The organism is Anaerobacillus sp., from assembly GCF_046314235.1.
GTDB lineage: Bacteria > Bacillota > Bacilli > Bacillales > Anaerobacillaceae > Anaerobacillus.
On the sequence record NZ_JBKBWN010000001.1, the window covers coordinates 371234 to 384627 of the forward strand.

The 13394-nt window shown below is 33.5% G+C and carries 12 protein-coding genes and 2 pseudogenes; 2 read left to right on the plus strand and 12 right to left on the minus strand.

Annotation, left to right across the window (positions count from 1 at the left end):
- Positions 1 to 426: 426 nt before the first annotated feature.
- The 4 genes and pseudogenes from lepB to ACK4M9_RS01730 form a co-directional block, all read right to left on the minus strand.
- A complete protein-coding gene (gene lepB, locus ACK4M9_RS01715) occupies positions 427 to 1014 on the minus strand; it encodes a signal peptidase I (protein WP_409847191.1) in 588 nt (195 codons plus the stop codon).
- Positions 1015 to 1218: 204 nt separating this feature from the next.
- Complete coding sequence (locus tag ACK4M9_RS01720) at positions 1219 to 1638, minus strand: universal stress protein (protein WP_409847194.1); 420 nt, start codon at positions 1636 to 1638, stop codon at positions 1219 to 1221.
- A 258-nt stretch (positions 1639 to 1896) separates the two neighbouring features.
- A pseudogene (locus ACK4M9_RS01725) lies at positions 1897 to 2940 on the minus strand (protein prkA); the annotation flags it as partial.
- A 232-nt stretch (positions 2941 to 3172) separates the two neighbouring features.
- Positions 3173 to 3334, minus strand: a complete 162-nt coding sequence (locus ACK4M9_RS01730; RefSeq protein ID WP_409847196.1) for a hypothetical protein — start codon at positions 3332 to 3334, stop codon at positions 3173 to 3175.
- Between the two features lie 156 nt (positions 3335 to 3490).
- Between ACK4M9_RS01730 and ACK4M9_RS01735 the strand changes: the two genes are divergently transcribed.
- A complete protein-coding gene (locus ACK4M9_RS01735) occupies positions 3491 to 5074 on the plus strand; it encodes a recombinase family protein (protein ID WP_409847199.1) in 1584 nt (527 codons plus the stop codon).
- Positions 5075 to 5836: 762 nt separating this feature from the next.
- Here the strand turns inward: ACK4M9_RS01735 and ACK4M9_RS01740 are convergent.
- From ACK4M9_RS01740 to ACK4M9_RS01765, 6 genes are all read right to left on the minus strand, one after another.
- The gene (locus ACK4M9_RS01740; protein ID WP_409847201.1) at positions 5837 to 6058 is read right to left on the minus strand and encodes a hypothetical protein; all 222 of its coding nucleotides are present in this window, start codon (positions 6056 to 6058) and stop codon (positions 5837 to 5839) included.
- A 130-nt stretch (positions 6059 to 6188) separates the two neighbouring features.
- Entirely contained in the window at positions 6189 to 7382 is a 1194-nt protein-coding gene (locus tag ACK4M9_RS01745) for an ABC transporter permease (protein ID WP_409847374.1), read from the minus strand.
- Complete coding sequence (locus tag ACK4M9_RS01750) at positions 7369 to 8073, minus strand: ABC transporter ATP-binding protein (RefSeq protein ID WP_409847203.1); 705 nt, start codon at positions 8071 to 8073, stop codon at positions 7369 to 7371. Before ACK4M9_RS01750 ends, ACK4M9_RS01745 begins: the two co-directional genes overlap by 14 nt.
- Positions 8066 to 9262 (minus strand): efflux RND transporter periplasmic adaptor subunit, encoded by a 1197-nt coding sequence (locus ACK4M9_RS01755; protein ID WP_409847205.1) that lies wholly within the window; start codon positions 9260 to 9262, stop codon positions 8066 to 8068. Before ACK4M9_RS01755 ends, ACK4M9_RS01750 begins: the two co-directional genes overlap by 8 nt.
- Positions 9263 to 9427: 165 nt before the next feature.
- Positions 9428 to 10096, minus strand: coding sequence for a YknW family membrane protein (gene yknW, locus ACK4M9_RS01760; protein ID WP_409847207.1), 669 nt, complete (start codon positions 10094 to 10096; stop codon positions 9428 to 9430).
- 252 nt (positions 10097 to 10348) lie between these two features.
- Entirely contained in the window at positions 10349 to 11050 is a 702-nt protein-coding gene (locus ACK4M9_RS01765) for a hypothetical protein (protein ID WP_409847209.1), read from the minus strand.
- Between the two features lie 485 nt (positions 11051 to 11535).
- Here ACK4M9_RS01765 and ACK4M9_RS01770 point away from each other — a divergent pair.
- Positions 11536 to 11895, plus strand: a pseudogene (locus ACK4M9_RS01770) (IS66 family transposase); the annotation flags it as partial.
- A gap of 67 nt (positions 11896 to 11962) precedes the next feature.
- On the opposite strand, the gene ACK4M9_RS01775 reads toward ACK4M9_RS01770, so the two are convergent.
- Positions 11963 to 12844, minus strand: coding sequence for a hypothetical protein (locus tag ACK4M9_RS01775; RefSeq protein WP_409847212.1), 882 nt, complete (start codon positions 12842 to 12844; stop codon positions 11963 to 11965).
- Between the two features lie 138 nt (positions 12845 to 12982).
- The gene (locus ACK4M9_RS01780; protein ID WP_409847215.1) at positions 12983 to 13354 is read right to left on the minus strand and encodes a hypothetical protein; all 372 of its coding nucleotides are present in this window, start codon (positions 13352 to 13354) and stop codon (positions 12983 to 12985) included.
- Positions 13355 to 13394 lie beyond the last annotated feature (40 nt).

Here is a 13394-nt window from a genome sequence, read left to right on the forward strand (position 1 = left end):
TTATCGAGCTATATCATTCTAAATGTAGTTGCCAATGGTTTCTACGAAATTACATTTAGAACTTAATAGCGAAAATAATGAGTTATGAAATTCAATAAAAAATATTTTTAATTTTAATCACTTTTTTGAATTTACTCGCATATAAATAATTCGACGAATATGTGATGTGAGATCTTCTACCCTAACTGAAGAGAAAAATATTTTATTTACTCTATCCTATGCATAGAGTAGTTAGAGTTGACAAAAAATTCTTACATTTTAGCAATTTCGTTTTTGGACATGCTTCTTACAAAGAGAAAAATAAAGATAGCAAAAAAACGGAAAATTTGGACTGACCTTTAATCAAAAAAAAACTAAGGCTTCCGCTAGTCTAGCAGAAGCCTTAGTTTTTTTATAAGTAGTAAAGACCACACAATAACAGTCAACTCATTTGAGTTTACGAAAAGCTCTAATCGGCCAATAAGCAATGTCTGCTTTACCAACAATCTTCTCCAAGGGGATAAAGCCAATTTGGCGACTATCAATACTGTTAGGACGATTATCACCTAAAACAAAAATATGACCTTCAGGTACATGCGTTTCACCTGTTAACCATTCTAAAGTAAAATCATCCGTATATGGGCGTCGTTTATATTTTGCTTTAATGTCATTTAAATAAGTTTCTTCAATTAACTCTCCATTAATATAAAGATTGTCTTCTTTAAACTCAATTGTATCTCCTGGAAGACCAATAATTCTTTTTATATAATCTGTTGTCTCAGTTGCGTGAAAAACAATCATGTCAAACCGCTGTGGTAAACCGACGTCATAACCTATTTTATTAATAATGACTCTTTCACGATCGGCAATGGTAGGCATCATTGAAGACCCATAAACAATGTAATTCGTAAACAGAAATGCTCGGATAGCTACGACTAAAACTAGCACTACCACTAGGGTTTTCACCCAACTTATCACTTCTTTTTTAATTCGTTGCTTTCTTTCATTATTATCAATCTGTGTGTTAACTTCCAATTGGGTCACCCCCCACTTTGTAATTATTCTAATTTAAATTTAGCATCATATTTTTAAGCAAACAAACAATATGCTCATTTTTTCCACTTTTTATTATTTTAAACGATATTTCTGGAAAATATTCAAAAAGTTTTCACAATTTCAAAAAAAAAAAAAAGGTGCCAACACCACAGTTTCATCTGTGGTGCCTGGCACCTTTTTTTCTTATTTTACAATCATAACTGGTGACTGAACTCGTTTTGCAACTTTATGACTCACACTACCTAACACCATTTCCTGTAACGTGTTTAGTCCGCGACTACCAATGACGACTAAATCAAACTTACCCTCATTTGCATACTTGACGATCGCCGGTCCAGGCTCGCCGTGGATTAACTGAAATTGATGGGTAATGTCTTCTTTTATTAGCATATCTTCAATTGGCTTAAGCTTTTCTTTCCTTTTTTGTCTAATCGCTTCTGACCCGTTATTACTTAAGACATCAGCTTTAGAGGTTGAACCATCAATAACGTAAACGATATGGATCTCACTGTTAGGATTTGTTTTAGCTATTGCTACTGCTCTTTCACCTGCTCTTAATGCATGTTGTGAACCGTCTGCAGCTAATAATATTTTATTGAACATTATATATCCCCTCCCCTTTACTTCTTCCATTATAGCCTATTTATACCATTAATGATGGCTTTGAAAAAACATTGTTTATGATTATTCAAAGAACCAACCAACTCACCCGATAACATACACCCTTAAAACAAAAAAAGTGTCCCGAACGAAGTAACAGTCACCTCAGGACATAACATATAGTGTTCCACTTAAAAATAAACACTATATGTCGTACCTTACCAAGGTGAGATATCACTTACGGAACACTCTCTTTGTAATTTATCTATTTAACAAACTACCTACATAACGAAGCAATTCATTTGCTGAAACTGAATTATAACCATGCTCATCAATTAGTCTTGCAATGACTTCGTTCACCTTCTTAAGCTGATTTTCGTCTGGTGTCTTTGCTGATGTCGTAATCTTCACAATGTCTTTCAGATCAGAGAATAGTTTCTTTTGGATCGCTTCTCTGAGACGTTCATGTGAATTGTAATCAAATCGCTTCCCTTTACGCGCATAAGCTGAAATTCTGATTAATATTTCCTCTCGGAACGCCTTTTTCGCATTTTCAGAAATACCAATTTGTTCTTCAATTGAACGCATTAATTTTTCATCTGGACTCATTTCTTCACCAGTTAATGGATCACGAAGCTTATTTTTGTTGCAATAGGCTTCGACGTTATCTAAATAATTATCCATAAGTGTTTTCGCTGACTCTTCATACGAGTAAACAAATGCTTTTTGAACTTCTTTTTTCGCAATTTCATCATACTCTTTCCTTGCGACTGAGATGAAATTAATATAACGTTCGCGATCCTCTTTCGAAATCGAGGCATGTTGGTCAAGCCCTTCTTTTATCGAACGTAGCACGTCTAACGCATTAATTGACGTTAATTCTTTGCGAATTATTGCCGAGGAAATACGATTTATGACATAACGAGGGTCGATTCCTGTCATGCCTTCGTCCTGAAATTCTTTCTTCATTTCCTCTACATCTTGAGAATTATAGCCCTCAACGGTTTGACCATCATAAAGCTTCATCTTTTTGAGGATATCAATTCCTTGCTTCTTTGATTCTTTTAATCTCGTTAAAATCGTAAAGATCGCTGCTACCTTTAAGGCATGTGGGGCAATATGAACATCGGCAATGTCACTGTCTTTAATCATTTTGCGGTAGATTTTTTCCTCCTCAGAAACACGAAGGTTATACGGAATTGGCATAACGATAATTCTTGAATGAAGTGCTTCATTTTTCTTATTTGAAATAAACGACTTATACTCAGCTTCATTTGTATGAGCGACAATCATCTCATCTGCAGAAAATGATACAAGCAAAAAAATCGCATAGTTATAAGAACTTTTTCCACTAAGTTAAATATATATTAACAAAAGCACTCACTAGGTAAAAATATAACTAGGGAGTGCTTACATTATTTCCAGCAAAGACAAACATCCAAAAGCCACCACATTTGTCTCATTTCTATTTCATTTTACTACAGACCATTTTTTTAACATACTCTAAAAATGAGACCCTCTCTCTAAAAAGGTGGCCTCATTTTTTTAGTTGCATTTTTTTATCTTCAATCAAAAGCTTAGCTAAAAATTTATAAAACGTTGGATCATACATACATATAACCTCATATTGTGGCTGAATAATTTCAAGAGAACCGTTTTTCACTTCAATTGTTTTTGAAATGTCATTAACCTTCTTCAAGAACATCCCTCCTAATTCTCTTTTAAAAAATGTATTAAAGAAAATAAGGGTTTATGAGCAATTTATTTAAGTCGTAGTCCAAGCTGTATTTTCATAATGATATAAGACTAGTAGTTAATCATACTCATTACTTAGTTAGGAAATGGAGATCTTTTTATGGAGCTACCTAGAAAGGTAAATCATGCTATTTGCTATCTTAGACGTTCCAGGCAAGATGAAGAACGAGAAAAAAAACTGGGTATTGATACCCTCCATGAACAAAGGCAGCTTATGATTAAAGAGTTGGCTAAGTATGATTTTTTTTATGAGGTTCGTGAAGAAATAGGAAGTGGAGATACTATTTCTTCTAGAGAAATTTTCAAAAGTATTATATTTGACATTGAAAACAATAAAGTGGATGCGATTTGTGTAAAAGACTTTAGCCGAATGGGACGTGGTGACTTTGAGGATGCTGGTCGTATCTATAAAATGATCCAGAAGTTCAATATTCTCATCATTACTCCAAATAAAATTTATAATCCATTAAACTCATCCGACTTACAACAAATGCGTTTTGAAATGTTTTTATACAGAGAAGAATTCGAATTGATTAAAAAACGTCTCACGAATGCTAGACATAACTATGCTCGTGAAGGGAAATGGATGACTGGTGGAGCTGGGATTCCGTATGGCTATAAATATAATGACAGAACTCAAAAATTAGAACCTGAGCCTAATCAAGCCAGTGTTGTTCACACAATCTTTCATTGGTACACGGAAGAAGATATCGGTCTGCAAGCAATCTGTTCTAGATTAAAAAAGAAAGGAATCCTAACAGCTACTGGTAAACAGGATTGGAAGCAAATTGTGATCAGGCGTCTTCTTTCAAATGAAGTTTATATTGGTACTGTTCGTTTTCGAACAACAAAAAGAATAGACGGAAAAGTTGTCGATCTTCCTGCAGAAGAACATATCATCGTTCCTAATGCTCATAAACCAATTATTGATATATCTATCTTTGAAAAAGCTCATGAAAAATTAAAGAACCAAAAGAAAATGCATCCTGTAAGGACTGATTTTTCTCCTGGTATTCTTGCAGGGATTATTACATGCCCACATTGCAAGAGAAAATTGCTAAAAAATACTTCTAATGCAAAATACAAAAAACAAGACGGGTCAACTAGTTACTACAAGCGAGAGTTCATTTCATGCATCCCATGTAGTGTGTATGTTAAATATGATGATGTAGTAAATGCCATTTTGGAATATTTAAAGCAATTATCGACTATCAATGAGCACGAGCTAAGAAAGGAAATTGACAATCAGGTCATGAGGGAAAACCAGAAAAACAATACCTTCAGCGAACACGAATACATTAATTTAGAGAAACAAAAGGAACTTATTCGAAAGAAACGCTCTTTCTTGTTAGATAAATACTTAGAAGGAAATATCGAAGACAATATATATCAGCAAAAAGACCATGAATTTAAAGACCAATTAAATGGGATTTCACACCTCATTGATGAATTGCTAAAAGAAAAGGCAGCGACTAGTGACGATTCACTTAATCTAAATGACTTTAAAATAAAAATTGTAACTATTATTGATGTTTACAACCACCTACACACTAATGAGAAGAAAAACGAACTGTTAAGAGAATTAATTGAATATGCTGAGCTGCATGTGATTGAAAAGGGACGTGGGCGTAAGCCTGCCAAGTTTAAGCTTATAATACGTCCAAGTGTTAACTGTTTACAATAATTGCCACTAAATAACACATTTTGAGCGTAAGAATGTTAGCGTAACAGTGAATTCTTACGCTCAAATTGCTTTCAACCTCTTTTTAGCGCTTGAGTTAACAAGCCGCCTTCTTTCTTTTTATTTGAAATTAGATACTTTTGAGTCTATTTCCTTTTTTACTTTTTTTATATTCGCTTCCTCTAAATCAATAAAGAACGTACTATAAAAAAAGATTGTCATAAAAGGAAACGTAACTATCTCAGGAAAGCTATTAATATATCCCTTGAATACGTAATAATAAAGAATCAGAAGACTAGCAGCTAATAGTTCTAATAAATTATTTCTCGTAAATTTTCGATAGAAAAACTCAATAAAATAAAAGGGATGAATACGTAATCCTTTTACCACCCTGATATAGGTAAGAATCATTATGATCCCAAATAAAAAATAATCCTGCATGCCTATAATGTGAGCACACACAATGTATAGTAATGTATAAAAAATTGTTAACATTACAATTCAATAACTCCTAACATATAAATTAATCCAGCAAAATAAATAATACATATCAATTTTTGATAAAACTTTAACCGTTCAAATTTGTCATACATATAAATACACCTTTCTTTCATAACCACCTTATCGTTTATTACTATTCTCATGTATTTTCCGTTACTTTGATAAACACAGGACAAATCCTAGTTTTCATAGAAAAAAGAATTTTGAATATAGGTTTTGTTGGGCTTGTTTTAGTTAAATTCGATTCAGCCTTTTTATAGTAGATTAATAAGGTCTTAAGAAAATCGCGATGATACCTAAAATAGCTCCTACACCCAATAGTAAGATAAACGTATTTATTCTTTTACTTCCTTCAGCTGCAAATTCAGTTGAAAGCGGGTCTCCAATTTTAAGTTTTTTAAATCGTTTCATTAACTGATAAATCTGGAGTGCTGCAAACACTTTAAAAACTGCTGCTAATATTGATAATATTATATGTATTTCCAAAAATACCCTCTCCCTTTATAATAGACGGAAGCCGAAAACGTTAAAGCCTTCTGTTTGCGGAAGGCTCTTAACGTAATGTTTCTATTAATTTAATTTAATTTGATATAGGAATAAGTTTTGGCTAGCATCTTTATTCATACCTTAAAGCATCAATCGGATTAAGCTTAGAAGCTTTATTTGCAGGGATAAAACCAAAAATGATCCCGATTAACATTGAAAATATTACTCCACCGATAATGACTGGTAATGAGATTAATGATGGCCAGCCTGCGATTAATGATACTAATGAGGCAATTCCTGCCCCTAGAAAAATTCCGACGACTCCACCAATTAATGTTAAGATAATTGATTCAATTATAAACTGTAATAGTATTTGTCTACGTGTAGCCCCTAGCGCCTTTCGAATTCCGATCTCTCTCGTTCTCTCTGTTACTGAAACTAGCATAATATTCATTACACCAATTCCTCCGACAAAAAGAGAAATACCAGCAATCCCACCAATAATCATTGTCATGATTCGCGTTATCTGACCAATCGCCTCAGCTATTTCTTCCATATTTAATACTTGATATGAATCTTCCTTATTATTTAAACTATTTAATAGGTTAACAGCTTTCTCACCTGCAATTTGAAGTTCTTCTAAGCTATTCGCTTGGAGTGAAACTTGACTAATATCATTTCTCATGTAAATGTTTCTCCAAGTCATCCAAGGGATAAATACATCCATTGACCCGAATGCAAAAAGTCCAGTTGGTCTCTCCAACACACCGATAATTTCAACAGGTTGATGACCAATTCGGATAATTTCACCGATCGCATTTTTTTCTTCAAAAAGCTCCTCTTTTAAAGCATGAGAAATTAATGCAGTTCTGCGCCCACCTAAAAAATCTGAAGTAGTAAAAGATAATCCTTCTGCAAGTGATAACTGATGAATATGCAAATACGCATCATTTATCCCGATGATCGCAGCTTCTGCACTATCAGTTTGGTATCTTACCGTACCATATTCCGAACTAGTCGCAACGACACGTTTTACCTCTGGAATGTCTTCTAGTGCGCGGATATCTGAATATGAAAATGCCGATTGAAAATTAAAGTTCGGGTTTGCTCGCATTTCTTCATCCGAAGGAATATAGTAAACTTCTAGCGTATTGCCCGCGCCAGTTAGTTCTGATTTTAGCATTTGTTCTCCGCCTTGCCCAATGGCAACAACAATGATCACTGCCGCTACCCCAATAATGACTCCTAACATCGTTAAAATCGATCGCAACTTATGGGCACGGATTGATTGCAAGGCCATCAGTATATTTTCAGCTATACTCATACTCAAGATGTTCCTTTCCTTCAATTCTTTCTTTTACAATCTCGCCATCACGAACAATAATCGTTTTACGAGTAAACTGAGCTACTTCTGGCTCATGTGTAACAATAAGAATGGTTGTACCTTCTTTGTTTAATTGAGTTAACAATTCCATAATCGCTGAACTCGTTTTCGTATCAAGTGCTCCTGTTGGTTCATCTGCTAAGATCATCCTAGGGTTATTGACTAATGCTCTAGCAATTGCTACACGTTGCTTTTGACCACCTGATAACTCATTTGGAAGATGTTCAACTCTATCTGCTAATCCAACTTTTTTTAAAGCATGTAAAGCCATTTCTTTTCTTTCCTTCTTACTAATTCCTGCATAAATCATTGGTAGCTCTACATTTTTTAATGCTGTTAATCTAGGAAGTAACTGAAACTGTTGAAAAACAAAGCCAATATATTTATTTCTAATGTTTGATAATTCAATGTCGTTATAGGCTGTAATATCATTTCCTTCGAATTGATATGTTCCCGTTGTTGGTTGGTCTAAACAACCGATAATATTCATTAACGTTGATTTCCCAGAGCCAGAAGGCCCCATAATTGCCAGAAATTCACCTTGATTAACTTGAAGTGAAATATTTTTTAACACATCGATATTTTCTGCACCTAATCGATACGATTTTGACACTGATTGTAGATTAATCAACAACAGTCACTTCCATTCCATCGGCGAGCTGTGGTAATGGTTCTTTAATTATGGCCTCGTCTTTCAATAGACCTTTGATCACTTCTATATCATCCCCGGTCGTAATCCCAAGCTCAACCTCTTTCTTTCTCGCAACATTATCCTCCACTACAAAAACATAGTTGGTGCCGCCCTGTTGAATAACTGCTGACAGCGGGATTGCCATTGCACTTTTTTCTTCAGTCGTAATTTGTAAAATCATTTGTAATCCTGGTCTAAGCTTTTCAATATTTTTTGAATAAATTTGAACAGTAATCGGATACTGCACGGAAAATTCATCTTTTAGAGGTGAAAATGCGACATATTGTACAGTTCCTATCCACTCTTCATCATAAAGTGCATCAGATTGAATCTTTACTTGTTGTCCTTCTTTCACCACTAACGAGTCATATTCAGATAAATTTGCTCTTACAATAAAGTTTTCTTTATTTACGATATGTAAAATCAGTCGAGTGCCATCAAAAGATGAGGTTTCCGCAGTTTTATTTACAATGATGACTTCACCTTCTATATTACTTAAAATCGTTAAGTGGTCTTCGTTTGAATTTAGGACTCTTTTTTGCAATTGATGCTGCTTCAGCTCTAAGTCTACTAATTTTCTTTCATACGCTAATTGCTGTTCTTGCATTGCAATTTGTCGTTGTTCTGCTTCAATTTGTTGGTTTTCTACTTCCGTCATTGCTTTTGCTTCTTCTTTTCCGATTTCTTTACTTAACTCTGATTCTCTTTTCTTTAAGTCTTCTTTCTTTTTGTTAAGTTCAGCTTTTTGCTTTTTTACGTCGTCTTCCTGTCTTTTTATTTCAGACAACCGTAAATCAATTGCCTCTTTCGATAACGCATATTGCTCCTTTTCAATTTCTAAATGTTGACTATTATATTTAATAAGTGGTGTACCCTTCTCTACTAAATCTCCTTCTTCAACTAACAGCTCATATCCTTGTCCTATTTCAGGAGAGTAATATACGAACTGTTCATTTTTAACATAAAGAGTTCCTGGCAACATCACTTCTGATGCTAGAGTTGTCTGCTCTGGACTAACAATTTCTACCACATAAAGCGTTTCTTCTAAAGAACGGGCAACTCCTACCGTTGTCATAACCCCAATTAAAAATATTACACCTACGATGATCCATTTTTTCTTCTTTTCCATAAGAGCTCCTTTTCTATGGTAAGTCTTTTTACTAATTCCTTTAATCTTCAAACCTTAGTTTTTCTAAATCTATCTAAATCTATTATCACTATAATTTTATAGCTTCTAATAGTAATAAAAGGCTTAACGCAACGTCACTTGCGCAAGCCCTATTCCACTTATCTCTTAGCCGATTAGCAACGCTAAAAAGATACTAAAGAAATAAAATACAATTGTTACAATCCATGCTAACGCAGCACTGAAATTAGCTACTTTTCTTAATCCGATCACCGTAACAATTAGTTGCCAAATCGAGAATACTTCAATACTAAGGAATAATGAATTTACATTTTCTGTATCAAATAAAATTGCTAAACTAGTAAATGGGATATCCGGATTCGTTCCTAGTAATGTCGTCATGATCGCATTAAATAAAACACCTACTCCACCAATCACAGATACAAATACTGCTAACGAAAATAACTGCTTAAAAGTAACAACACTCTTACTAATTTTTGCAATGATAATGTAAATAACAGCAAAAATGAGGGCACCAAATACTGGCATGAATAACCCGGTTATTAGCATCGTAATCCGCATGAACATTTCCAATTCAGCAAAAATCTCAACTTCCTCTGGACCAAGTTGAGCGAGTAACCACGTACTATCCATTCCAAAAGCGGTAATTCCCATTGCAATTGTGTATAGCACTGTTACTAACAATAACGGTACTAACACTAGCGGATTAGCTTTCAGTTTATCAAACTGCTCACTCGGATTTAGGAGCACTCCAAATACCGAAGGCTTTCCTGGTTTTACGCTAATTTCTTCACTTTTCTCATGTAACTCTGACATTTACTCCACCCTCTCAAACATATGATTATAATAAAATAAGTTCATAAAGCTATCATTAATCATACGATAAAATCTCCATTTTCGAACCGACATTTTTTGGCGGTTTAACGCCGAATTTGGCGGTTGTAAATCTGAAAAATCTTTAGTAATGCCAGCAGTCAAATTTATACGCGGCTTTACTAAAGTTTTAAACTTGCTTATGTAAACTAAAGTTATTCCCCTCTGTTAGGAAAGATGTCGCACAGACCCTCTTTAATACTTCGGCTTAAACTCGTTAGTCTTTATAATTCTTTTTTTGAAAAAGTAGATTAGCGTTAAAAGGATAATAAGCAGAGGATCTCTTATAAACTCCGACCAGTTAAGTAAAGTCAGAGACCATACTAAAATAACGCCTAAAATTTGAATAGAAGCCAGTTTTCCCTTTTCTTTTTGTTTGCCAAGGACGAAAAAATAATAAAGTAGGCTAAAAGCAAGAATAGCTGAAAAATTATTCTCTGTGAACTGAATATATGAAGCAAACAGAATAACCACTGAACCCATAAGTGTCCAGCTTTGTTTAAATTGTTGGGAGACCTCATTCATTTCAAAATCCGTTAGCTTAACATTTTTTAGGTCAATTTTATTTTTTAGTTTCATAATATGAAAGTCTATGAAAAACACTGCTATAACGGATAAAACAAAAATTGCATGACTTCTTATATACTCCATGAGTAGAGGTTGAATAAGAAAAAGGAATGATTTTATGAGAAAAAGAAAAACGTACCATTTGTGATTATTATAGTCTTTAAACATAGCATATAAAATTACTTGGGCAATAAAAAACAGTGGCCACACAGCAAGGACTAAAAAGATAGCCATCCCACCCTCTAAGTCGTCGGCTTGTCCTATTAAATATCCGTAAACCAATGTCCAAATACAACTAACCCATATTAATCTTGATCTTTTATTTTCCATTGACATTCCTCCGATTATCCTAACCTCATTGATAAAAGCCATAGATAAAGGTTAATAACATACTTTAATAGTATAACCATGAACCCTATCTACAGCTCTTATTAGTATATAAAAGAAATATTACGGTTTTAACTTAATAAAACTATCGAACAGTACCTGTTATTTCGGAAATAAATGCCAAACACACTCCAACGCTCTACTTAACTCCTTTACTATTTGGGCGAATTAAAGTTATATTTAATTAAAATACTTACCAGTATAGCAACGGTAAAAGCAATAAAAAAATTATGAACTGCAGTAATATTTTTAAAAATACTACTGATAATTAAGCTGAACAAAACTGCAACGAAAACAATTATTATTCTTTTTTTCCCCATCCCTTTCACCCCTTCAGTCATAAGGCTAATGTATTATATTATTAAGCTCAATTAATCTATTTATATAAATATGCTTATCAAATAAGTATTTCAACATCATTTCATTATAAAAAATTAGAATACTTTTTAAGTAATGAATGGGGTGTCACAGTGAAGTATACTTTTGAAATTGATAATAATCCAGCTAAAAACGCAATTCGCCCCAATGTTCTAGGGAGAAAAAACTGGCTCTTTTCAGTCAGTGAGCCTGGTGCCAAAGCAAACGCCATCTGTTTAAGTATCGCAGAAACCGCCAAAAGTAACGGTGTTGACTTCTATGAATACATAAAGAAACTTCTGATGGATCTACCGAATATGAGTATCCATCAAAACCCTGAAATTTTAAATCAGTACATTCCCTGGTCCAAAATGATCCAAGAAGCATGTGTGAATAATAAATATGCCGTATATTCGATAAAAAAATTGTGATATACGGCTATTCGTCATGCGTACCGGAGAGGTGCGCTATTTTTTGTAATTCGGGCATACGTAGAAACTATTGTTTAATATACTTCTTGTTGACTTCATGAAAATTATCTCTAATCAATTGATTTGTTTTTATAGTTGGAAGGAAGAATATGATAGCAAGGAAGATACCTAAGAAATTAAATGTTCCTGTCCCAATATGAATATACCCCTGTAATATATAAATAATGGATAATCCAATGATAAATGTAAGGTTATCTCTTAAATTAATTTTTTTCCCTTTACCACTGCCTTTATAAAAGTAATCCAGTTTTCGAATTGTTATGTAAAAGTAAACACCTAATATTAGAAAAGCTATCATTAATACGATGATTCTATTTTGCTCCCCAAAAAACTCAAATGCAAAGGTTCCCCCTGCTACGAGTAAAAAAATCATTGCATAGGAGTATCCAACTAATATAGTTGATTGATAAGCAATTTGAATTTCTTCTTTTTCTATAGGAGATTTATCTTTTAAGATAGATTTGGTATTAGAGTAATCTTCTACCAGATCTTTTATTTCTTTCTTTGTTAGCAAATCTTCTTTTAATTTTTCATGCTGGTCTAATTGTTTATAGATTATCCATTCTAAGGAAATATTAAATGCAAAAAAAATGATTCCAATTCCAATTAAAAAAGTAAACGAAAGTTCGATCATCCCGCTAATAGCAATAAAATTAACTAATAATGCGATCACTCTTAAACCAAAGTCCAAAAAGGAAAGTTTTTTTACGAAACCTGAGATAGAACTTTCTATGATAGAGGTAGTAAACAAGATTAAAATAACAGGTGTAAAAAACCATAATGCTGCAATATCCTTTAGTCCATAGTAGTTTGCAAGAAATATTACAAGAAAGTTATTAATGTAAAAAAGCAAGTTAAAGAACATTAAATTTTTTAGTTTTTTATCCATGAGTGTAATTTTCCCTTTCCTAATTTAAATATCGAACTACCATATTATTTTAAGGTCAATTAAAAACTATAGAAAACAAATAAGTTCTCGAAGGCAACTCAAAGGAAATAATCCCTTAGAGTCGCCCTCCGTTTATCATTATCTTACATTAAGACTTACACTGTATGGTATGCCCCAGCTTGTATAGTTAAGATCAACTCCTATACCTTTACCTTGTATTAGTGCATGTGCGACAGTGGTAGCCGCCCATCCAGATACAGCAAATCCTAATATTGCACCAAAAGCTGCACCTTTAGGTCCACCAACTAAACCCATTCTTGCACCTATTGCAGTTCCACCTTTTTTAATTGCTGATGCTAATACTGCAGCTGAAACAGCACCCATAGGATTAATACCAGCTGCTAGTACAATACTCTTTAATGCACTATTACTTACATAAAACCCCCCATCCAAATAGACCATCTCTTCTTGCTCAATTGCAACATGATTTCTCGGTAATACCATTTCCATTTGTTATTCCTCCTAATATAATTTGATATTTATATCAAAA

Coding starts and splice junctions, on each gene's coding strand:
- ACK4M9_RS01755 (WP_409847205.1), bottom strand. CDS start 9,262: ATGGAAAAGAAGAAAAAATGGATCATCGTAGGTGTAATATTTTTAATT.
- ACK4M9_RS01765 (WP_409847209.1), bottom strand. CDS start 11,050: ATGGAAAATAAAAGATCAAGATTAATATGGGTTAGTTGTATTTGGACA.
- ACK4M9_RS01735 (WP_409847199.1), top strand. CDS start 3,491: ATGGAGCTACCTAGAAAGGTAAATCATGCTATTTGCTATCTTAGACGT.
- ACK4M9_RS01720 (WP_409847194.1), bottom strand. CDS start 1,638: ATGTTCAATAAAATATTATTAGCTGCAGACGGTTCACAACATGCATTA.
- ACK4M9_RS01745 (WP_409847374.1), bottom strand. CDS start 7,382: ATGAGTATAGCTGAAAATATACTGATGGCCTTGCAATCAATCCGTGCC.
- yknW (WP_409847207.1), bottom strand. CDS start 10,096: ATGTCAGAGTTACATGAGAAAAGTGAAGAAATTAGCGTAAAACCAGGA.
- ACK4M9_RS01775 (WP_409847212.1), bottom strand. CDS start 12,844: ATGGATAAAAAACTAAAAAATTTAATGTTCTTTAACTTGCTTTTTTAC.
- ACK4M9_RS01780 (WP_409847215.1), bottom strand. CDS start 13,354: ATGGAAATGGTATTACCGAGAAATCATGTTGCAATTGAGCAAGAAGAG.